This is a genomic window from Exiguobacterium sp. MH3 (genome assembly GCF_000496635.1).
GTDB classification, from domain to species: domain Bacteria; phylum Bacillota; class Bacilli; order Exiguobacteriales; family Exiguobacteriaceae; genus Exiguobacterium_A; species Exiguobacterium_A indicum.
Genome location: NC_022794.1, coordinates 1,511,943 through 1,532,883, shown reverse-complemented (window position 1 = coordinate 1,532,883; position 20,941 = coordinate 1,511,943). Strand labels below are relative to the sequence as shown.

The window sequence follows — 20,941 nt, the reverse complement described above, 5'->3', positions numbered from 1 at the left end:
GCCCCGTTTCCATCACTGGAAGCGGGGCTGTCGTTATGTCAGTAACAATTCCTTTAATCGACCGGGCGACGTTATGGTATACGTCGCAACGGTCTGACTCGCATGTTCGCTTATCAAACACGTCTTGATACCGGCACGATGTCCGGCTAAGACATCGAGTTCCCGGTCTCCAATCATGATCGTCTCGTCTCGTGCCATCTGGTGCCGATCGATCAAGTACGTGACAGCTTCCGGATCCGGTTTTCGGGCGAATCCATCCGGTGCCGTCAACACGTCTTGAAAATGATGCGTCAACTCGTGTTTTGCAAGCAACGCATGAATCGATGTTCCGCGATGGGTGACGATATGATGCGTCGCACCTCTCGTCGATAACGCCTCTAACAGTTCACGGATTCCGGGAAACGGTTCAGACTGTTTTTGTTCGATGTTCATCTTTTGTTGTTTGTAGTTCGCAATGAACGCTTCGGACACACCAAACGCCTCATACGTCGTTTTTGCTGAAATCGCCATCAGCTCTGCTACTTGCTCGCGTTCGACCGTTCGCCCCTCACGCTCGAGTAATTCCACGAACACATCGACTAACACCGGATACGTATCAAACAAGGTGCCGTCAAAATCCCAAATGAAATGTTTCAACATCTGCCTCTTCCTCTCCCACTCTCTTGACGCCGACAAAGACGGCTTGCCCGTCCATCTCGACTTTCCATTTGCTATGATCAAGACCTTCGCCAGAAATACGGATTCCGACCTGCCCGGGACGACCCATCTCGTGTCCTTGTTCGACGATGATCGCTGTTTCCGTTTCAAGTGGCTGGATGAATTTTCGATAATAGACACCCATCACACCACTCGCCGTTCCCGTAACCGGATCTTCGACGCTACCTGCCCCCGTTGCTGAGAAGTGACGTCCGTGCATCGTCGCTTGTCGGTCATATGTATCGAGACAAATCGGATGAATCGAGGCTTGTGGGAAGTCGGTCAACACGGTGGTAAAGCGTTGGTTATCCGGCACCATCCGGTGAAAGTCCTCAAGTCGACGAATCGGGAGGAGCAGTGTCCAGTTCCCAGTACTGCCGTATACGATTGGCCATCGGTCATCGAGATGTGTCAATTCGAGACCAATCGCGGCTAGAACGTGCTTTATGTCACCGTCAAACTGATGTAATTGTGGTTGTCCCTGTTGCAAGCGAAACATTCCGTTCGCTAAACGCATCACGGGCAAGATGCCTGACTTTGTCTCGATCTGACATGCCGTAGATAAACGGATCTTTGAATCAAGTGCCGTCAATGCGGCAATCGTACCATGTCCGCATAAGTCCATTTCCCGTTCCGGTGCAAAGTAGCGCATGCGGTAGTCCGCTTGCTCGGATGACAAGACGAACGTCGTCTCGGTAAAGCCATTCGTACGCGCGATTCGTTGCATTTCCGACTCAGTCAATTGATCGGCGTCTAAGACGACCCCAGCTGGATTACCGCTTCCTGGCGTCGTCGTGAACACATCATAATGTAGCGTCTCGATCATTTTTTTACTCCTCTCTTTTCTAAATAGCGTTCAACGGATCGTATGGCCCCTTCTAAGTGTCCACCATGACTCGGATCGGTCTCTGTCCCAATCAGTGAAATCGCTGCATGCTCCACTCCGAGATTGATAGCATGATATGCCGGGAAATCCACGAGCGGTGCTGCATCAGCTCGTGTTGCTGTCCAACTATCCGTCGACCAGTCTTTATACGCCCAACCAATCGACTGACGCGCTTGTTCACCGAACAGACGAACCAGCTGCGCGAGTACCGTTTCCTTGATTTCCGCCTCGGTCAATAACTGTCGTTCACGTGCCGGTGTCCGGAAAAAACCGAACAACGCTCCTGATCCATCTTGTGGGGAAGCGTCATGAATCTCCTGCACCATCCCAGTCCAGCTGATTGCCTGACCGGACCAGCCCGAATCACGCCAAAACGGTCTTTCGTAAAGAACAAGACATTTTGCTTGCTGCGCCATCCAGGTCGGTAATGCTTCGAGTTCATCCAGGACTGCTTCAGGTAAAGCTGGCACATACGATAGTCTTGCCGCTAAACGTGGTGGGAGTGCGAGAACGATCTCATCGAACGGTTGACTCTTCCTTCCTGAACTGATGACCCTCCGGTTCGTGACATCAATCTGACTGATCGGAGACTTGAGTCGAATCGTTCCCGGTCTGAGTCGTGCAGCAAGTGCCGTAGGAACAGAGCGGATTCCGTCACGAAGGCGAAGCGCCGTCGGTTGATTCGCAACCACATGCGACTCGATTCCGTCAGCCCGTTCGAGTCGAAGCGCACCCGTCGTGTATTGTTCCAGTGTCGGTAAATCGAATCGATGGATCAAATCAACCATCAGTGGTTCACTGTCCGGCCAAAACCAAGTCGGTCCAAGATCAAACGCATATGCTTGTCCGGCTAGGTCGAAATCGACCGTCTCAATTCTCCCACCGATTCGGTCGCGTGCTTCATAGATCGTCACGTCGTGTCCAAGCTCCTGCATACGCGTCGCGAGATATAAACCACTGATTCCTGCTCCAATGATGGCAACGTTCATTTTACTTCATCCTCTCGATTTGAGATGCTTGTTTTAGTATACCGGAACACGCGAAAAAACAAGGACGTGACGTCCTTGCCTTAGGATGATTGCATTTGCTGCCAGTCGTCTTCTTCACCAATTGATTGAACCCATTCGATCGGAACATACAAGGATCGGGCAATCGCTTCGTCCGTCTTCCCCAGTTTTCGCAACAGATGGACGATCCGAATCCTTCGTTCGAGCTCCCGGTCATCCGGTATCAGTTCAGGCATCATCTTCTCTTCTCCTTTCCACTGAATCGGCGATGGCGTTTTCAACAGAATACCCCATAACTATCTGAATATTCCGATTGATGTGCAGAAGCGAGGATTTTTGATAAAGTTCAGGGATAGATAACAGAAAGGAATTCATCGCTTTTTGTAGAAACATATTGAATAGGTGCAACAATAGGATTTCTTGCGTCAACCAAACAGAATAGGAGTATGCATATGATTAAACATAACGCACTATTTCGTCTGTCGATCGGCTTGTTGCTAACTGGTGTCTTTGGCGGTATCATTTTAGATGCCATCGGCTTCTTTCCGCACACGACAGCTTACATATTAAGCATCCCGATTGCTTCGAATAGCACGGATTTTTGGCTAGGATGGATTTTATCCGGTATGATGATCACTGGGCTGGTCACGCTTTTCTTATCCTTACGTCATCATCAGGGATGGACGACGTTCGTCTGTCTCATGGCTGTCATTTTGACACCTTACGTATTTTAATGTTCACGTAGGCTTCAAATGACTGATCCCAAAAAATGACGCGTCTTTTCACGCCCTTTCCTCAAGCGAGACACAAGTCAGTTTTCCCGCTCCGTTCGAGCAGGAAAACGGGTCTTGTTTGTCTCTGACAGCGCAAAATCGCGCTTTTTCCTGTAGGAGTGGCGTGTAATGCGTCATTTTTTTATATCCGGAAGAAGGATCAGAGAAGCGTTTTGTTCACTCGACATCGCTTCCTAGGGAAAAACAAGCAGGAGCGACCCTGCAGCGAAGCGAAGCGGCGCGATGCTTGTCCCAGGAAAACGATTCGAGATGAACAAAAAAAAGCGCAATCCTTTTTGTTAAAAGAAAAATTACGCTTTGTCTTCAGTCTGAGGAGTTGACTTTTGAGTCAGCTCCATTTTTTACATATATGACGTAAAGTCTACTTTACAAAATGTAAACCCAACTTTACAATGTAAACAACTGGAAAGGAGGTCGTCAGATGAAACTGACGAACCATGTCCGCCTCTATCGTCAACAGCACAAGTGGACACAAGAGCAGTTCGCTGAACGAATCGGTGTGACACGACAAACTGTCATCTCACTTGAAAAAGGAAGCTATACGCCGTCGCTCTTACTCGCGATGCAGATTGCTCGCGTCTTTGATTGCCCGATCGAGGAACTATTTCAATTAGAGGAGGAATCCTGATGAAACGTGTCGTCACTCAATCTTTACTTAATTGTTGTCTCTACTTTTTAGCTGCTTATCTCATTAGTGCCATTCATGCTAATCTGCAGTTATTTCAAGATGATCCTGTATCCGGTACGGGATTGTCGCTGAAATTAGATGTAATGGGTGTCCTTCCAGTGCTAGTGATTGCGATAGTCCTCTCGATTGTCAGCTATTTCTTACGAGAAGAGCGTTCGCGTTCGTTCGCAACAGCAGAATTTTCCGACTCCGATGAACGTGAGGCACTGATCACCGGTAAAGCAACTCGTGCAGCGTATGTTGCTTTCATGATCAGCCTTCCCGTCCTAATGATTGCCTTTTTGTTCGAGCAACCGTTACTTCAACTGTATCCAGCGTTTCCGTTCTATGCGATTGCTCTTGTCTTATCGATCGGAACACTTACGTACATGTCGGCTTGGATTGTGCACGTCCGGCGTTAAAGTCGCTTGACGAAGAAGTATTGAGATTGTCCAATCGATGGATGATCGGTCAGTCGTCCATACTCTTCATAACCATGCTTGCGGTAAAAGTCTGGTGCTTGAAAATCAAACGTGTCCAAAAGGACTTTCGTACACCTTGCTTCCTTCGCATATCCTTCGATAGCTTGCAGCAGGCGGGTTCCGACACCTGCCTGTCGTGCTGTATCGCTCACCCAAAGGAACTGGACATGAATATGTTGCCAACCGTAAGACGCGGTAATTCCTCCGATGCATTCGCCCTTCTCGTTAGATGCTGTAAAACAAAGTTCTTCCGATTGTTCATATAAGGCTTTAGGAACATGTTGCCGATTGTAGGCAATCAATTGCTCGCGGATGAATGTCCTATCTTCCTTCGTTCCAGTTTGAATTTTCATTTCTTCTCTCCTTAAATTTACAAATGATACCATCCCTGCCATAATGATAGCATATTCCATCTAGAACGGAGGATTACATATGCAGACGATGCACCACTCGTTCGATACACAACGGTACCAGATTCGACCGGCTCGACTCAGTGACGCTGAAGCCCTCGCTGAACTCCGCCAAATACTCGATGCGGAAACGGAATACTTCGACCGAATGCCTGGTGAGGACGTGATGACCGCGACGGATTTCGCAGATCAGTTGCGCGATTCCTCGGTTCCGGATCGTATCCTCGTCGTCGAGCGCGATGGACGACTCATCGCCTACGCCCGATCTCGTGGTTATCATTTAAAACGTTTCGCGCACAAGGCATCATTTGGACTCGGTGTACTTCAATCCGACTGGGGGCAAGGAATCGGTACCCAACTGCTGGAACGAATGATTGCTTGGGCAAAAGCGCAATCCCTGCAAAAAATTCAGCTCGAGGTCGTCGAGACGAACCTCGGCGCCATTCGCCTCTATCAGCGACATGGATTTCAAGAAGAAGGACGACTGCGTCATGACCGGTTACTATCGGACGGTTGCTTTTACGATACGGTTCTGATGGGCTTACAGCTATGAGTCTTTCGTTATCGATTGCGACATATAACATTTGGCATCATCCGCACAAACGACAAGAACGGTTCGAGGCGTTGTGCGCGGAGATCAAGCAACACCAACCGGACATTCTCCTCCTACAAGAAGTCATGTCGACATTTCATCCGGATGAACCATTTATTTCGATCGCCGAGCACCTCGCAGAGGCGACCGGTTATCCGTATATGATGATGGATCCTTATATGGATTCACCGGATGAAGGACTTGCCATCCTGACGAAATTGCCGTTTGAACGAACGGATTCGAGTGCCGCTACGACAGCAAACATCAACCACCACTGTGCGATTCGGATCCCGTTTTCGATTGACGGTATTCGTTTTGCCATGACGAACATTCATTTCAATTGGCGTGCTTCAGACATTAGACTCGATCAACTTCGATTCGTCAACGAATGGATTGCCTCACAGACGGATGATACGACGATCGAGTTCTTAGGCGGCGACTTTAATGATGGTCCAAACTCTGTTTTGCATCAAGCTGCGCTTAAGGAGTGGGTCGATCTTGCTGACAGTTACGCGACGCGAACCGGTCAACTTGCTGCAACGACTTTAAATCCCGTGACAAACCCTTATGCCAAGAAGAATGACGGCGTCACGACACCTTCCCGGTACGATTGGTTACTCTGTCAGCGTTCGCCTCTACCTGTGACCTTACAGCACGTTCAGCTGATCGGCGAACATCGACTGCCGCATCACCTTATACCGAGCGATCATTACGGTGTCCTCGCTCATGTGACGCTACACTAAGACAACAGGTCTACACCCGTTACGGGCGCAGACCTATTGTTTATTTTTTATATTCTTTTTCAGTTCCGTCCGAGAATTCGATTTCAACCTCTAAGCGGGAAGCATCTTGAATCGCAAACACACGCTCAACCTCACTGATGACCTCATTTTCAGATGTATCCGCATCAATCTTTAAGTTCTTGAACTTCGCGTCGAGTTCCGCCATCGCGTCGTCTCCTTGCTTTTGCTCCCCTTTATAGCGATATTCCGCTTCCGTTCCGTCATTATCCCGATCATAGCTGATATCAATGGCATCGTTATTCCCTTCAACGTCCGCTTCAATCGACAGACTGTTGAAGCCATAATCCGTGTCGGCATTTTTCGTTACCGTATCCTTGTCCTGCATCGTGTCGTCGGTCGTGTTCGAATTCGTTGATCCTTCTTCAACCTTGTCCGTCGACGCTTCGTCGTTTCCGCAACCCGCAAGCACTAAACTCATCGCGAACAATGTGGCGACACCGTATCCTGTTAAACGTTGTTTTTTCATTCCATCACATTCCCTTCTGCTGGAATCGGATGTTCATGTAACATCTTCGCAAAATGGTATAGGTTGGCAGCTAAAAACTGTGCGTGTCGCTTCGTAAAGTCGTTGTTCCGTCCTGCTTCGATGTACGATGGTCCTGGTCCCGCTTCACCGACCCAGTAAGCATCGACGTTCGGCGGAATCGTAAAGCCAATGTGCGACAGACCGTACAAGATGGAAGCGGACGCATGTTTAGCTCCATCTTCATTCCCCGTGACGATGACGCCACCGACCTTGTTGTAGTAGATCGCTTGTCCAAGCTCGTTCGTCAAGCCGCTTCCTCCGTATAATCGTTCAATGACTTGCGTCGCAACACTACTTTTTTCCCCCAGCCAGAGCGGTGTTCCGATGACGACGATGTCGGCTCGTTTCACCTTTTCGAAAATCACGGGCCATTCATCCCCGTTGCCTTCGTCTTCCGTGACGCCGAACGCCACTTGGTGATCGACGATGCGGACAATTTCTGAAGTGACGTCCTCCTGTTTCCAATATGCAATCACGTCACGGATCAGCGCCTCCGTATTCGATGGTTCACGTGATGCTTTTAAGGTGCAGTTCAAGAATAAGGCATGCAACATCCGTCCATCCTCCTCTGTCATTTTAGGTAGTATCATTCGTCTTTAATACTTCCCTTCTTCCATCGACGGATAAACTAAAAAACCTTCGCTTCAGCGAAGGCAGATCATTGTAGAAGAATTGAATTGAAAAATCAAGCGTGTAAAGATCACTTCATTACCTAAGGTCATTTCGTCGCTCAAATAACAACGTGTCTCGCCAGACACCATGATGCTGTGCGATGGCACGTCGTCGACCGACTAATTCGAATCCAAGTCGCTCATGCAGCCGTCTGCTTGCGATGTTTTCTGGGAACATGTGTGATTGAAGCGTCCAGATCCCGTTGGCGTCCGCATAGGTGATCAATGCCTCCATTAAGAATCGTCCACCGCCGAGTCCTCGAGCGGAACGCTCTAGATATATACTGATTTCTCGAACGCCACGATAGACATGACGTTCAGAAATACGTCCCAGTTTAGCCCAGCCAATCACTTTTCCACCTTGCGCTAGAACGAATCGTTCAGATTGCGTCAGCGTTCTCCACCACTCTTGCTCATGAATCATCGTCTCGAACGTCGCGTTCCCTTCTTCTACTCCTTGACGATAGATGGCTAACACAGTGCTACGATCTTTCTCTTCCATCGAACGAACAAGCATCCAATTTCCCCCCTTTCCTTATTTACAATTGAATATGAGAAAATCATATATTGATTATTTGCAATTTGCAAGTTTGTATCGTATAACTGATTCATAAGCAAAATAGAGAAGGGAGAGCTATACATGAATGAAACGCGTGAATTATTTCAAACGTTCACTCGGCGCTTCGGATTATTGAATAAGAATTGTTGTGCCGTCCTAGATGAAGAGATATCTCTCGTTCAAAGTCATCTGCTGTATCAGGTTGCCAAACATCCTGACTCCGCAATGCAAGAAATTGCGGACCAACTCGCTCTTGATATCACTACGTTCAGCAGACAAGTACAAACATTGATTAAGCGGGACCTACTCGTAAAGCGTCCCGCGATCAACGATCGGCGAATTCACCTACTTCGCCTGTCCGAGAAAGGATTACGTGTTGCTCAAGCCATTGACGAAGAGATGAACACGTATCTTGATTCGATCTTCTCATCAATGACTTCCTTCGAAAAAGCACATGTCCTCCAGGCAATCGACTTGCTAAACACGAAGATGGGCGAGAGTGACGTCTGCTGTAAACCATGTCTCTAATACTTGCATTTTACAAATAAAAGGAGGTTTTATTCATGTCATACGGTTCTTCCCACCCCATCGTCATCATCGGTGCCGGTCCGATCGGTCTTGCGGCTGCAGCTCAACTTGTAGTGGAAGGTCAATCGTTTTTACTATTTGAGAAAGGTCCTTCGATTGCCCACCATATCAAACAATGGGAACACGTTCGGATGTTTTCGACGTGGCAATACAATATTAGTGACGCAGCACGTCACTTGCTCGAGCTGACGGACTGGATTGCACCAGCAAACGATACTGTGCCGACCGGAACTGAATTGATCAAACAATACCTTGCCCCACTTGCTGCATTACCGGAAATTGCTCCCTCTCTATATTTCCAACATGAGATTCTCTCGATCTCACGGGCAGGTCTAGACAAGATGACGAATGCCTCACGTGATGTAACACCGTTCGAATTAGTCATAGACACGCCGAACGGACGTAAACATATTCTCGCTCGCGCGGTCATCGATGCGTCTGGCGTCCTCGGGCGACCAAATCCTGCAATCAGTTCTGGTCATCGAGTCGAAATCGAGCAGAACTTACCTGTCCGGTATTCGATCGTAGATGCGAAACGTGATACTGTTGTTTTCGCGAATCAATCCGTCGCTGTCATCGGTAGCGGGCACTCTGCTTTGAACTCGCTCCTTGAACTCGTTTCTATTAAAGCGCACCACCCTGAAACGGAGATTCATTGGATCCTTCGCAAATCGGACCCGGTTCAAGCCTACGGCGGAGAAGAAAAGGATGCACTGGAAGGTCGCGGAGCACTCGGTTCGCGTCTCCGTCAGCTCGTTGAACGAGATCAGATTAGGGTTCACTCCAGCTTCAAGACCCAATCCATTGAATCGAAAGGAAAGTCGTTTGACATCACTGCTCAAGATGGTCGGTCCCTTCATCAGATCGATCAGCTGATCGTCAATGCAGGAAGTCGACCCGACTTTTCGTTCCTCGAGGAAGTACGGCTTGATATCGACCCTGTCACCGAGAGTAGTCGAATACTTGCTCCTCTGATTGATCCGAACCTTCATAGCTGCGGAACTGTCCGTCCACATGGAGAAGCGGAGTTACGTCATCCAGATCTTGGACTTTATTTGGTCGGTGCAAAAAGTTACGGTCGTGCTCCGACCTTCCTGCTTGCGACCGGTTATGAACAAGTTCGATCAATCGTTGCTTTTCTTGTCGGAGACGAGGCACGTGCGAAGCAGGTCAAGTTATCATTACCAGAGACGGGTGTGTGCAACGTTTCCCTGCCACAATCATCGACTTCCTGTTGTTCTTAACAATATACATCGGACCAGTCTTAGACAGGTCCGATTTTTTCTGCCAACTCAATGATCACGCCTTCTGGTCCTCTTACGTAACATAGGCGATATTCATTTTCGTAATTCGCGACGTCGCCAATCGACTGATATCCATTGTCCGCTAAACGTTCGACGAGCGCGGCGAGTGCCGTTACTTCAAAACAGAGATGACGCAATCCACCTGCGTGGACGGATTGGATCACGGAAGCCGTGTCACGCGGGTGTTTAAATCGAACGAGTTCAAGCCAGATTGCTTCACCTGGTAATCCGAGTGCAACACACTCCGTCTCCGCTCCCTCTAAATTTAATAAACGATCGAGTAACTCTCCTTTCATCTCCCATCGTCCGCGTACTTCGAGGCCACAAAGCGAAAAAAAGTGAATCGCTTCTTCTAGGTTCACGACGTTCAGACTGATATGATCCATTCGTTTACTCGGCATCCGTCACTCCTCCTCAAGTGTGTCGAAATGTTGTCAAACCGTTGATAGACCGCACATCAAGAGCGTTTCGACGTGGTGTCTGAAGTTTGTATCGTCAGTAAAATAAAAGTATGAAAGGTCGTGTCCACTTACGAAAAGGAGTCGAAACAACATGGAAGACGTCAACCTTCTCGTTCTTGCGACCCAGTACATGTTCTGGGTCGGATTCGTCGGAATGGCCGCCGGTACGCTCTATTTTCTCGTCGAACGAAATTCCCTCGCCCCGGAATACCGCTCGACCGCAACAGTCGCTGCTCTCGTCACGTTCGTCGCTGCGATTCATTACTATTTCATGAAGCAAGCTGTCGGGGAATCAGGTTTGTTGTCGGAGATTGATGGCTTTCCGACTGAAATCCGCTACATCGATTGGCTTGTGACGACGCCTCTCTTGCTGATTAAGTTTCCGCTGTTACTCGGTTTAAAGGGGGGGAAAGGGCGTTCCCTTCTGACGAAACTCGTTATCGCCGACATCATCATGATCATCGGTGGGTATATCGGCGAGTCGTCGATCAATCTAGCGGGTGGCTTCACACAACTCGGTCTTTGGGCATACGTCGTTGGTTGTGTCGCATGGTTTTATATCATTTATCTGCTGTTCACGAACGTCACGAAAGCCGCTGAAGATAAGCCTGCACCGATTCGTAAAGCCTTGCTGCAGATGCGCTTGTTCATCTTGATTGGATGGGCGATCTATCCGGTCGGTTACGCGGTCACCTTGTTTGCACCCGGTATCGAGGTGCAACTCGTCCGCGAATTGATCTATAACTTCGCTGACTTGATCAACAAGGTCGGATTCGGTCTGATTGCCTTCTTTGCCGTCAAAACGATGTCTGCTACGAAAAATTTAAAATCGACTTAATCAAAAGACCGGATGTTTTGAGCATCCGGTCTTTATTTGAATTCATGCTGTAAATCCTGTGGAAATCCTCCGTTTTTAAAGATAAAACTTGACAGCCTAATCCTTTTCCCATCCATATCTAGAAAATAAGTTACGTTAGGTTCATTTGCAAATTCGACTTCGATTGAAGCCGGATTCGCCGAAGACTCATACGAAAATTTTTGTTTTTGTAGTGTATACTTCATCAGGGAATTGACGTGCTAGTTCCATCTTAAGCAATTTCTCATTCTCAGCAATCTGTTGATTGACGAGCGTCGGTCGGATGTACCAAAAGGAACTGCACCCGATCGCCACCAAACCAAGTAAAATCAAGCCATAGCGCTTCCACCGTTTCGGAAGACAAATCACACCACATCCCAGTACGAGTAATAGAAAAGCAATCGTCATCCCTTCGATTATGAAATTCGGTACCATCTTATCCACTCCTTTCGTTCTATCCTCGACTAGAAAACCGTGGTATGATCAATTCCTATGACAAAAAATAGGAGGTCTATGATGCGAAAAATCATCCTGATCGGTTCCGGTGGATCCGGTAAATCGACGCTTGCTCGTGCGATGGGCAAAAAACTCGGTTATCCCGTCGATCATCTCGACACCTTATTATGGCGTCCGAACTGGGAGGCGGTTTCGCGTGAGGAGCAACGCCAGATTCAACACATGCTCACGTCGCGCGACACGTGGATCATCGACGGCAACTACGGTGGAACGCTTGATTTACGAATCAAAGCCGCAGATACGATCATCTTCCTTGATCTACCGCGGACGATCTGTCTGTACCGAGCACTGAAACGGACGTGGCGCTACCGCAAGACCGGTCGACCGGATATGGCAGCAGACTGTCCGGAGAAACTATCGTTTGATTTTTTGAAATGGATTTGGCGGTTCCCGATCGATAAACGACCGAGTATCCTCTCAACGCTTAAAGCGACGTCCAATAAACAAATCATTCATTTGACGTCCCGTCGTGCTGTCAAACAGTTTCTTCAATCTTTACCTGAGGCGTGATAACGTCCGTTCGTAACCGACCGTACATCCGTGCATCATGCGACCTTTCGCCTTGATAGAGATAGCCGCGTAAGACGCCTTCAAACGTAAATCCGAGTTTTTCGAGTAAGCGATAGGATGCTTCGTTCTCAAGAAATGTCACCGCACCTAACCGATGAAGCGCCAATTCTTTGAACGAAAACCGGATGACTTCTTGAACAGCTTCCGATACATAGCCTCGTCGCCAAAAATCTGGATGTAATTCGAATCCAAGTTCGGCTTTTTTCGCATATGGACTCCAGTTATTGAGTCCGACCGTTCCAATGAACCGCCCTGTCGAACGGTCGATCATGCCCCATCGGATTCCCCGTTTCATAGAAAACGTTTGATCAAATGAATGGATGATCTGACTTGCTTCCTCAAGAGACGTGAGCGGATCAATGCCATAATATTGAGTCACGCGTGAATCAGATAAGATCGTATAGAAATCATTGACGTGACTTTCCGTAACGCGAATCAAATCCAGCCTATTTGTCGATAACGATTGAAAGTTCATATGTATGCCTCCTAAAATATAGTATTCAGATACATACGACGCGTCTCCATGAATCACCTTCTTTTCCCATTTATCCCTACATAAAAACGACCTCGATCATGTCTCCATCGAGGTCGTTTTTAATCTTATACGGTAAATCGTCCGGTAACGTGTTTCAAATCATCCGCCATCGTTGCGAGTGATTGGGACGCGGATGCAATCTCTTCCATCGACGCCATCTGTTCCTCGGTTGAAGCGGAGATGTTTTGCGTTCCGGCAGCAGTTCCTTCCGTCACTGCTTGAATCGTCCGCATGACAGATGCGATCTGTTCACTCGCCGCCGCCATTTCCTGAACGGCACCGGATACCTCCTCGACGTGCCCTGTCACGTCGGTGATGGCTGTCTCAATTTCTGAGAATGAGGCACCTGCCCGATCGACGACAGCGATTCCACTCGTCATCTCGGTTGAGACTTTTTCCATCGAGACAACCGATGCTTCCGTCTCTTGTTGGATGACACGAATCAACGACTCGATCTGTTTTGCCGAGACTGCCGACTGCTCAGCGAGCGTTTTGACTTCCGCTGCGACAACGGCGAATCCGCGTCCTTGTTCACCGGCGCGCGCTGCTTCGATTGCTGCGTTTAACGCGAGTAAGTTCGTCTGCGCCGCGACACCTTTGATCGAATCCGTAATTTGTCCGATTTCCTGCGATCGGTTACCGAGACCATCGATGACGTGGCTGAGACGCGAGACGTCTTCCTGAATCCGTCCCATCTGTGTCCCGAGTGTTCCGACGACCTGACCACCGAGCGAAACTTTTTCCATCGCCTCTGCCGTGCGTTCCGTCATCTGCTGCGCATTGCCAGCGACGTAACGGACCGACGTCGTTAACTCTTCGATCGTCCGTGAAGCATCGGACACTTGGTGCAGCTGCTGACTCGCACCACTTGCCATCTCTTCCATCGTCACAGCGACCATCTCGGTTGCTTTCGTCGTCGACTCTGCGTTGACGCTGAGTTCATCTGAAGCAACAGCGACACGCTCTGCTGTTCCCGTCAATTCTAAAACGACTTGTTGTTGTGACGCGATCATCTCATTAAAGGACGTCGTCAATTGACCGAGTTCGTCTTTAGAATCATAATCGCCACGAACCGTCAAATCACCGTTACCCGATTGGTCCATCCAGCCTTGTAATCGACGAATCGGACGGGTAATCAGACGCGTGATGTATAAAGCAAGTCCCACGAATAGGACGACACCTAACAAGATAATCCCGAGCATTAAGTAAAAGGCGGTCTGTTTTTCTGACTGATTTTGAGCGTTCAGATCCTTCGCCTGTCTCGTCATCGAAGCCATCAACGACTTCGCTGAACTGGCAACATTGTCCCGGACTTGCTCCAAACTATCCGAGTAGGCTTTATAAGCCTCTTCGTTCTCATTTCGCGTCGCGGCATCTTGGACGAGGCTCATCCCGTTATCATAGGCTAGGACGTTATCCTTTAAGTCTTCTAATTGTTTTTTTGACTGTGCGGTAAATCGTCCTGTATCTTCTACCTTATTGAGCGATGAACGGATTTGCGCTTGTCGCGTATCGATATCCGCCTGCAGTTCACCGATTCGAGTCTCGTCCTTCGTCAAAATCATCTCGACTAAAAAGGAATCGAGTGCCCGTGTATCGATTCGGATCTGTGCCACCTCTTGAATTGGTATCAGATTTTCTTGATACATCGTGCGTGAAGCATTCGACATCTGATTCAAGAAATAGAGTCCTGCTCCTGCGATTAAGAGCATTGAGATGATTGCTGTCGCAATCAATACTTGAATCTTCCGTCTGACTGACATGTGTTTCATTCCATCCCCTCCCGTTTTTTTATCGGTTCAGGATTAAAATAGTTGATTGATTTTTCAATATTCCTATATTTTGATGTGCTCAAGCAAAGCCCTGCCGTACGACTTTCTCTCTCGTGTTCGATATAATCAGCATACAGCAGGTGAAGAAAGGATGGATTCCATGCAACGTGTAGCCAATGAGATCACACAATTCCGCGGCAGTCATTATGAGTTCGGTCGCGAACAAGGGCGTTACGTCAAACGAAACCAGTTGCTCCATAACCGGGAGGACAACTGGAAGATCCGTGTTCCGCGCTTTCAAGTCGATCCGGTCGAGACGAAGGAGATGTTTCTCCGGTACGCCCCGCATATTTGGGACGAGTTACTTGGACTCCAGGACGAACTTGAACTGTCGCTTCCGGATACGTTACTCCATTTCGGGCATTACCGGGTCGAAGGACCGAAAAGTGGTTGTTCGATCATGACCGGTGATAATTTCCTCGTCCGTAACTATGATTACCATCCGATGACATATGATGGTCGATTTTCCGTCTTTCAACCGAATGATGGTGGCTCAGCAATCATCGGTCCCGCATCGCGGGTGACCGGTCGGATGGACGGGATGAATGAACATGGGCTTGCAATGGGCTATAACTTTATCAACCGTCGCCGTCCGGGCGATGGGTTCGTCAGTTTCATGATCGGGCGGATCATCCTCGAGATGTGCACGTCGGTCGACGACGCGATTTCACTCGTCAAGGAAATTCCGCATCGCGGATCGTTCACGTACGTCGTCCACGATAAATCGGCGCGTTCGTTCGTCATCGAGGCGACGGCACGCGACGTCCAAGTGCGGGAATCGAACATGTGCACCAATCACTTCGATTTGCTGCAACACGAAAACCGCTATCATCTGGATGACTCGAAACGTCGGATGATGGAGTTGAAGACCCATCAACACATGATTCAAGATGCGGAGTCCGCTTTCCGACTACTCAACGATACCGATAAAGGCGTCTTCGCTGATTTATATGCCCAGTGGGCGGGAACGATTCATACGTCTGCCTACTTTCCGGAAGAGTTGAAGGTCTGGTTTGCGCTCGGTGGTGATCAGGAACCGGTCACATTCGACTTTGCCGACTGGCTCGCTGGCAATGACTTCACAGCAAGCGAGATCACAGGTGAACTGGAGACGAACATTCAGTTCGCGAATACATTACAGACGTGGCGTTAAACGAAAAAGCTTCCTCCTGCTTGCGCAAGAGGAAGCTTTTTAATGGCTGACATCGAGACGTTTCGACATATGATAATCCGTCTTCTCGTACCCAAGCGAGTCATACACATGAATCGCCCGTTCGTTATGCGCGAAGACATGTAAGGAGATTTTCTTGACGTTCATCCGTTTTAATATCACTTCTAGTGATCGGAGCGCTTTCTTGCCGTAGCCTTGGTTCTGCTTGTCGGACGTAATCTTGACGTCGAAGATGAAGGCGGAACGTCCGCGTGATTCTTCCGTCACATGGACCCAAACCATCCCGATGTCGCTATCTGTCTCATCACGAAACGTAAACAAATAATGATCCTTCGTTTTCAGACCTTCTGGCAACAGCGCCGCGAACTCTTCAGTCGCCTTCTCAAGCGACTCGTTCTCTGACCACGTACCAGCGCGACACTTATCTGCCGCATATTCCTCGATTGCTACCGGTAGATACGACTCATAGGTCGCTTGATTCATTGGCTCGATGCGCATGCTGCCACCTCCTGCGTTTTCGTCCAGTCCCGTCGTAACATCGCATAGACCTGGATGTCGTGATACGTCCCGTATAATTTCTCAGCGTCCCGTAAGACGCCTTCTTCCGTGAAGCCGAGTCGTTCCGGGATTCGTCTGCTCCGGACGTTTCCAGTCGCACACTCAATGACGACACGGTTTAAGCCGAGTGTCTCGAAACAATAGTTCGTGACGAACCGGACGACGTCCGTCATGACACCTTTTCGTAGGCCCTTTTCTCCTAGATAATAGCCGATCGACGTTTGCCCGAGATGCCGATTAATTTCATGTAAACTGATCGTTCCAATGAGCTCGTCCTCAAGATAGATGCCGCATGTAAAGCCGTTACCATCGGCGAACTGTTGCAGCCATGCTGGAATGACGCTCTCCTGATATGTACTTGCCTCTGTTGCACCATCGACCCAACCGAGCCATTCGCGGAGATGGGGGCGATTGGCATCGACGAGGGCGAACAATCCTTCCGCATGGTGCCGTTCGATCAATTGAAGCGATACGTGATCGGATACTTGTAATCTGAACATGACCTCTCCCCTTTCTAGTACCTGTTGTTTGACATCACGTCGTCGTTTCCCTGCTTGACGTCACGTTCCATTCCATTCGTCTCGAGCGGACAGCCATTCCGAGTGCCTCGTAAAAGGCGATCGCTTCCTGATTGGCGTCATCGACGCCGAGTTCGATTTTGTCACAGCCGATCGTTTCCGCGTGCGCGTAAGCGGCTTGCATCAATCGTCTCCCGACGCCTTGTTTTTGATGCGTATCCGCAACGACGAGACTGATGACGCGTAAGTAATGCTTATCGAAGACGAAGCCGCTTCCTTCGACGATGTCTTCCTTTAGGACGATCACACCGGCAAGCCCATCTTGTTCCGCAACGAGTAATGCATAATCCGGATTCTCGAGTTGCGACAGAAATAAGTCTTCCGAAACCGGCATCTCGTGCGGACGGTAATGATCAGGTCGTATGGCGACGTGTTGATCGTGGATTTGCTGGAACAATGGAATCAATGCCTGAAAATCGTCAGGTCGAGCAGTGCGGATATTCATCAGTAGTTCGCTCCCTTTCCGTTTTGTAGTATATTAACATATTATTCCAAAGTGTAGAGATACTTTTTTATACAAAAAGGCACTCCGTTACCGGAATGCCGTCTCTCACTTAAATTGCTTTTGTAAAGTCTCGCGCTGTCTCCGTTAACGTCGATGCCGCACTCTGAACGTCATGGAAGCGATCGACCGTTTCTGCGACGACCGTGACGCTTGCTTGTGCATCCGACGTTGCTTGCGTCATCGCACGGGCAATCCGCTGCAGTTCATCATTCATTCGCTGCGTCGTCTGTCGGACGTCGACGACGGCTTGTTCGACGAGCTTTGAGAGATTTCGGACTTCAGTCGCGACGACATTGAATCCTTTGCCGTGTTCTCCGGCTCGCGCTGCCTCGATCGATGCATTGAGTGACAAGAGATTCGTCTGTGACGCAATTGTTTTGATCGTCTCCGTCACTTGAGCGATGTCCTGCGCCTGGCGTTGCAGCCGTTCAATCGTCTGATGGTTATCACGAGTCGTCTCGGCCATCTGTTCGATCGTTCGCCGTAACGCTTCGCTTTCCTGCTCGCCATGCGTCGACCGAGTATTCAAATCACTAGCAATCGTGTCAAACGAAGTCGCGAACTTTTGAATCGTCTGCTGACGATCAGTAATATCGGAAGCAATCTTCAAGACACCGGTCACTTCCGTTCCATCGTAAATCGGCATATAGGTTGCTTCTAGCCAAATCGATTGACCATGCGCATCGATGCGTTCAATTTTATCTGCCGTACTGAAGCCACTAAACAGCTTCTGCCAAAATGCTTGGTAACTGTCACTCATTGCAAACTCCGTCGTGCAGAAGAGGTGATGTTGCATCCCGATCATCTCTTCTCGTTTATATTTCATCGTCTTTGCGAATAAACCATTGACGTCGACGACACGACGTTGCCGGTCGAATCGAATCATTGCGACATTATCTTGCAGGGAGGCTAAAATATCTTGGGATCCTAGGTTGGTTGAAAGTTGGGTGGTCATGATTACAAACTCCTCTCGTCATCTACCTCCCGTTGCAGGCTATCCAAGATATTACAAATCGGAATAGTATGAATTAAAGATATATGACTAAAATTTTTTTATCTTCTTTACATATAGCCAGACAGCGATGGAATGAAACGTGATTTTTCTAAATATTCATATCCTACACCTCTTTTTTAAACTTGTCTTTTGTTCCCAACCTGATATACTCAAATCAAAACTTATTAAACTTTTTTAATAAGTAAACTAGTTTGGAGGTCTTTGTTTGACTGAACTCATTTCACGTACACGTCACGCTTTTTTAGTTGACCATCTCGATACGATCCCTGCGATTCGTCACGTTTTGGATGTCAGTTTTCCGACTGCGAGCAAACAGATCGATCAGATGATCGCTGCACAGGAAATTGAAGAGACACCACTTGAATTGGTTCGCGGAGGGCGTCCGGCAAAACGGTATCGCTATCGCGCGGATCACTTCCACGGACTCGCTCTTTATCTCGAACGCACGTATCTGCAGTATCGCATCCACGACGTCGGTGGTCATCTGATCGCAACGGATCGCCTGAACTTCGATTCGACGGATCATGGATCTCATTTATTGAAAACGCTATCAACATTACTCGACGATCATCCAGATGTTCAAACGCTTGCGATTGGTGTTGCCGGTGCCGTTGATACCACCGGCACGATCCTGTTCGCCCCGGATTATCCGACGCTAGACGGTCGCCCCTTGCAACAAGAACTGACGGAACGGTTCGGGCGACCCGTCGTCATCGAAAATGATATGAACGCTGCGGTTCGTGCCCAAGCTTCTGATAACGAGACGACTGTCTATGTGTATCTCGGAACGAACGGACCGGGAGCCGGCGTCGCCGTTTCCGGTCATGTCATCCGCGGAGCGCATCACTTCGCTGGAGAGATCTCGTTCATCCCGTTTGACGACAAGCGAAATGTCGGACAAGTCCTCGCGACGACTACACCACACTCTGACGACTGGTATGAAGCGTTAAGTCGGATCATCCTCTCGTTTAGCGTCACCTTGAATCCGGATGCCATCTTATTTACGTCGTCCGATGTCTCGGATGACGGATTAGCTCGGCTGACGGAACGATGCGCCAAGCGCTTTCCGCTCGACAAATTACCTCAGTTGCGGCAAGGCGACTGGGAAACCGATTATTTAGATGGTTTGATGCAACTGAGCATCCAGTCATTCATTGAACAAATTCCGTTAGGAGGTCTAGCCCGATGACCCGTCTACTATTACCTTTGATTTATCTCGCTTTTATCAGTCTCGGTCTGCCGGATGCGTTACTCGGTACGGCGTGGCCCGTGATGCGGCTCGATCTCGACGCACCGCTCGACATGGCAGGTTGGCTCTTCATGACGATTGCTGCCGGAACGATCGTCTCGAGTCTGTTTAGCGGTCGTCTGATCGAACGTTATTCAACGGGTCCGATCACGGCAGCTTCTGCCGGTTTGACGGCACTGGCATTGATTGGTTTTTACGTTGCTCCGTCCTTGATTTGGCTCTTCGTCCTTGCGATCCCGCTTGGACTGGGTGCTGGAGTCGTCGACGCGGCGTTGAATCATTTTGTTGCCACCCATTATCAAGCGCATCATATGAACTGGCTCCATTGCTTCTGGGGCATTGGTGCGACAGCTGGTCCACTCATCATGGCTGGCGTATTGCTCGATTCCGGTTGGCGTGTTGGTTACCTCGTCGTCGGCGTATTGCAACTCGTTTTGATGATCATCTTGATCGTCAGCTTACCACTCTGGAAGCGGGCTCCGAAACAGGTGTCCGAACAGGTTCAGACCGTGAATACGTCTTCTGGAAAACCACGTGGATTGATTGCCGCTCTCGCAGCGTTTTGCTTATATTGCGGCGTCGAGGCCGTCGTCGGGCTGTGGGGCAGTAGTTATCTTGTCCAAGTCCGGTCCTTTTCCGTAACATCAGCAGCGACGTGGATTTCCGTCTACTACGGAAGTATCACCGTGGGTCGATTCATCAGTGGTTTTCTGTCGCTGCGCTGGTCGAATCGTCGTTTGATTCGTGTCGGTCAATGGACGGCATTCGTCGGAGCCGCCTGTTTCATCCTCGCACCCGCTGCCTGGATGCCGCTTGGTTTCGTACTTGTCGGGCTTGGTCTCGCACCGATTTATCCGGCAATGCTCCATGAGACGCCGGTTCGCTTCGGAGAAGCTGCGGCGCAACGGCTGATGGGGGTACAAATGGCATTCGCCTATACCGGTAGTACCTTCATGCCGCCATTGTTCGGATGGCTGGCGACGTCCTATTCCTTATCGTTGTTCCATTGGTTTACGATCAGTCTCATCTTCTTGATGCTGGTCGCTACGGAAGGGTTGAACCGGATGTTGTTCAGACAGCGATTGGCAAAAGCGTCTTGAAAAAAGGAGG

28 protein-coding genes are annotated in these 20,941 nt (G+C 49.1%); 12 read left to right on the top strand and 16 right to left on the bottom strand.

Annotated features, from left to right (window positions below; translation table 11 throughout):
* Positions 1 to 33: 33 nt before the first annotated feature.
* The 4 genes from U719_RS08135 to U719_RS16750 form a co-directional block, all read right to left on the bottom strand.
* Positions 34 to 639 (bottom strand): HAD-IA family hydrolase, encoded by a 606-nt coding sequence (locus tag U719_RS08135; RefSeq protein WP_023468275.1) that lies wholly within the window; start codon positions 637 to 639, stop codon positions 34 to 36.
* Positions 611 to 1,522 (bottom strand): PhzF family phenazine biosynthesis protein, encoded by a 912-nt coding sequence (locus U719_RS08130; protein WP_023468274.1) that lies wholly within the window; start codon positions 1,520 to 1,522, stop codon positions 611 to 613. The genes U719_RS08135 and U719_RS08130 overlap by 29 nt, the downstream gene beginning before the upstream one ends.
* Positions 1,519 to 2,571: an FAD-dependent oxidoreductase gene (locus U719_RS08125; protein WP_023468273.1), complete on the bottom strand. Its 1,053-nt coding sequence runs from the start codon at positions 2,569 to 2,571 to the stop codon at positions 1,519 to 1,521. The genes U719_RS08130 and U719_RS08125 overlap by 4 nt, the downstream gene beginning before the upstream one ends.
* A gap of 80 nt (positions 2,572 to 2,651) precedes the next feature.
* Positions 2,652 to 2,870 carry a hypothetical protein gene (locus U719_RS16750; protein WP_143013646.1) on the bottom strand — a complete coding sequence of 73 codons (219 nt, stop codon included), beginning with the start codon at positions 2,868 to 2,870 and terminating at the stop codon, positions 2,652 to 2,654.
* 171 nt (positions 2,871 to 3,041) lie between these two features.
* On the opposite strand from U719_RS16750, the gene U719_RS08120 reads away from it, so the two are divergent.
* From U719_RS08120 to U719_RS08110, 3 genes are all read left to right on the top strand, one after another.
* Entirely contained in the window at positions 3,042 to 3,323 is a 282-nt protein-coding gene (locus U719_RS08120) for a hypothetical protein (RefSeq protein WP_023468271.1), read from the top strand.
* Positions 3,324 to 3,804: 481 nt separating this feature from the next.
* The gene (locus U719_RS08115) at positions 3,805 to 4,011 is read left to right on the top strand and encodes a helix-turn-helix transcriptional regulator (RefSeq protein ID WP_023468270.1); all 207 of its coding nucleotides are present in this window, start codon (positions 3,805 to 3,807) and stop codon (positions 4,009 to 4,011) included.
* On the top strand, positions 4,011 to 4,472 hold the full coding sequence (locus tag U719_RS08110) for a hypothetical protein (RefSeq protein ID WP_023468269.1): 462 nt from the start codon (positions 4,011 to 4,013) through the stop codon (positions 4,470 to 4,472). The genes U719_RS08115 and U719_RS08110 overlap by 1 nt, the downstream gene beginning before the upstream one ends.
* Here the strand turns inward: U719_RS08110 and U719_RS08105 are convergent.
* A complete protein-coding gene (locus U719_RS08105; protein WP_023468268.1) occupies positions 4,469 to 4,885 on the bottom strand; it encodes a GNAT family N-acetyltransferase in 417 nt (138 codons plus the stop codon). The two genes, U719_RS08110 and U719_RS08105, sit on opposite strands and share 4 nt — an antisense overlap.
* Positions 4,886 to 4,964: 79 nt before the next feature.
* Between U719_RS08105 and U719_RS08100 the strand changes: the two genes are divergently transcribed.
* Positions 4,965 to 5,495 (top strand): GNAT family N-acetyltransferase, encoded by a 531-nt coding sequence (locus U719_RS08100; protein ID WP_023468267.1) that lies wholly within the window; start codon positions 4,965 to 4,967, stop codon positions 5,493 to 5,495.
* A complete protein-coding gene (locus U719_RS08095) occupies positions 5,492 to 6,277 on the top strand; it encodes an endonuclease/exonuclease/phosphatase family protein (protein ID WP_023468266.1) in 786 nt (261 codons plus the stop codon). The genes U719_RS08100 and U719_RS08095 overlap by 4 nt, the downstream gene beginning before the upstream one ends.
* Positions 6,278 to 6,317: 40 nt before the next feature.
* On the opposite strand, the gene U719_RS08090 is transcribed toward U719_RS08095, so the two are convergent.
* From U719_RS08090 to U719_RS08080, 3 genes are all read right to left on the bottom strand, one after another.
* Positions 6,318 to 6,803, bottom strand: a complete 486-nt coding sequence (locus U719_RS08090; protein WP_023468265.1) for a YusW family protein — start codon at positions 6,801 to 6,803, stop codon at positions 6,318 to 6,320.
* On the bottom strand, positions 6,800 to 7,453 hold the full coding sequence (locus U719_RS08085) for a flavodoxin family protein (RefSeq protein WP_304413036.1): 654 nt from the start codon (positions 7,451 to 7,453) through the stop codon (positions 6,800 to 6,802). Before U719_RS08085 ends, U719_RS08090 begins: the two co-directional genes overlap by 4 nt.
* Positions 7,454 to 7,571: 118 nt before the next feature.
* A complete protein-coding gene (locus tag U719_RS08080; RefSeq protein ID WP_023468263.1) occupies positions 7,572 to 8,051 on the bottom strand; it encodes a GNAT family N-acetyltransferase in 480 nt (159 codons plus the stop codon).
* A gap of 123 nt (positions 8,052 to 8,174) precedes the next feature.
* On the opposite strand from U719_RS08080, the gene U719_RS08075 reads away from it, so the two are divergent.
* Both U719_RS08075 and U719_RS08070 read left to right on the top strand, forming a co-directional pair.
* A complete protein-coding gene (locus U719_RS08075) occupies positions 8,175 to 8,621 on the top strand; it encodes a MarR family winged helix-turn-helix transcriptional regulator (protein WP_023468262.1) in 447 nt (148 codons plus the stop codon).
* 35 nt (positions 8,622 to 8,656) lie between these two features.
* Positions 8,657 to 9,925 carry an NAD(P)-binding domain-containing protein gene (locus U719_RS08070; protein WP_041255107.1) on the top strand — a complete coding sequence of 423 codons (1,269 nt, stop codon included), beginning with the start codon at positions 8,657 to 8,659 and terminating at the stop codon, positions 9,923 to 9,925.
* Between the two features lie 20 nt (positions 9,926 to 9,945).
* Here the strand turns inward: U719_RS08070 and U719_RS08065 are convergent, their stop codons facing one another.
* Entirely contained in the window at positions 9,946 to 10,386 is a 441-nt protein-coding gene (locus U719_RS08065) for a VOC family protein (protein WP_023468261.1), read from the bottom strand.
* A 151-nt stretch (positions 10,387 to 10,537) separates the two neighbouring features.
* On the opposite strand from U719_RS08065, the gene U719_RS08060 reads away from it, so the two are divergent.
* Positions 10,538 to 11,284: a bacteriorhodopsin gene (locus U719_RS08060; protein ID WP_023468260.1), complete on the top strand. Its 747-nt coding sequence runs from the start codon at positions 10,538 to 10,540 to the stop codon at positions 11,282 to 11,284.
* 186 nt (positions 11,285 to 11,470) lie between these two features.
* Here U719_RS08060 and U719_RS08055 read toward each other — a convergent pair whose 3' ends face one another.
* A complete protein-coding gene (locus tag U719_RS08055; protein WP_023468259.1) occupies positions 11,471 to 11,737 on the bottom strand; it encodes a hypothetical protein in 267 nt (88 codons plus the stop codon).
* Between the two features lie 81 nt (positions 11,738 to 11,818).
* Between U719_RS08055 and U719_RS08050 the strand changes: the two genes are divergently transcribed.
* Complete coding sequence (locus tag U719_RS08050) at positions 11,819 to 12,328, top strand: DNA topology modulation protein (RefSeq protein ID WP_023468258.1); 510 nt, start codon at positions 11,819 to 11,821, stop codon at positions 12,326 to 12,328.
* On the opposite strand, the gene U719_RS08045 is transcribed toward U719_RS08050, so the two are convergent.
* Both U719_RS08045 and U719_RS08040 read right to left on the bottom strand, forming a co-directional pair.
* Positions 12,294 to 12,863, bottom strand: a complete 570-nt coding sequence (locus U719_RS08045) for a GNAT family N-acetyltransferase (RefSeq protein WP_023468257.1) — start codon at positions 12,861 to 12,863, stop codon at positions 12,294 to 12,296. The genes U719_RS08050 and U719_RS08045 overlap by 35 nt on opposite strands.
* A gap of 125 nt (positions 12,864 to 12,988) precedes the next feature.
* Entirely contained in the window at positions 12,989 to 14,695 is a 1,707-nt protein-coding gene (locus tag U719_RS08040; RefSeq protein WP_023468256.1) for a methyl-accepting chemotaxis protein, read from the bottom strand.
* Positions 14,696 to 14,855: 160 nt separating this feature from the next.
* Between U719_RS08040 and U719_RS08035 the strand changes: the two genes are divergently transcribed.
* A complete protein-coding gene (locus U719_RS08035; protein WP_023468255.1) occupies positions 14,856 to 15,908 on the top strand; it encodes a C45 family peptidase in 1,053 nt (350 codons plus the stop codon).
* 39 nt (positions 15,909 to 15,947) lie between these two features.
* Here U719_RS08035 and U719_RS08030 read toward each other — a convergent pair whose 3' ends face one another.
* The 4 genes from U719_RS08030 to U719_RS08015 all read right to left on the bottom strand — a co-directional run bounded on the left by U719_RS08030 (position 15,948) and on the right by U719_RS08015 (position 18,522).
* Positions 15,948 to 16,424: an N-acetyltransferase gene (locus U719_RS08030; RefSeq protein ID WP_023468254.1), complete on the bottom strand. Its 477-nt coding sequence runs from the start codon at positions 16,422 to 16,424 to the stop codon at positions 15,948 to 15,950.
* The gene (locus U719_RS08025) at positions 16,406 to 16,984 is read right to left on the bottom strand and encodes a GNAT family N-acetyltransferase (protein ID WP_023468253.1); all 579 of its coding nucleotides are present in this window, start codon (positions 16,982 to 16,984) and stop codon (positions 16,406 to 16,408) included. Before U719_RS08025 ends, U719_RS08030 begins: the two co-directional genes overlap by 19 nt.
* A gap of 34 nt (positions 16,985 to 17,018) precedes the next feature.
* On the bottom strand, positions 17,019 to 17,507 hold the full coding sequence (locus tag U719_RS08020) for a GNAT family N-acetyltransferase (protein ID WP_023468252.1): 489 nt from the start codon (positions 17,505 to 17,507) through the stop codon (positions 17,019 to 17,021).
* A 109-nt stretch (positions 17,508 to 17,616) separates the two neighbouring features.
* A complete protein-coding gene (locus U719_RS08015; protein WP_023468251.1) occupies positions 17,617 to 18,522 on the bottom strand; it encodes a methyl-accepting chemotaxis protein in 906 nt (301 codons plus the stop codon).
* Positions 18,523 to 18,787: 265 nt separating this feature from the next.
* Here U719_RS08015 and U719_RS08010 point away from each other — a divergent pair, with 265 nt between their 5' ends.
* Together U719_RS08010 and U719_RS08005 are read left to right on the top strand one after the other, a co-directional pair.
* The gene (locus U719_RS08010) at positions 18,788 to 19,771 is read left to right on the top strand and encodes an ROK family protein (RefSeq protein ID WP_023468250.1); all 984 of its coding nucleotides are present in this window, start codon (positions 18,788 to 18,790) and stop codon (positions 19,769 to 19,771) included.
* Complete coding sequence (locus U719_RS08005; protein ID WP_023468249.1) at positions 19,768 to 20,931, top strand: sugar MFS transporter; 1,164 nt, start codon at positions 19,768 to 19,770, stop codon at positions 20,929 to 20,931. The genes U719_RS08010 and U719_RS08005 overlap by 4 nt, the downstream gene beginning before the upstream one ends.
* Positions 20,932 to 20,941: the final 10 nt, after the last annotated feature.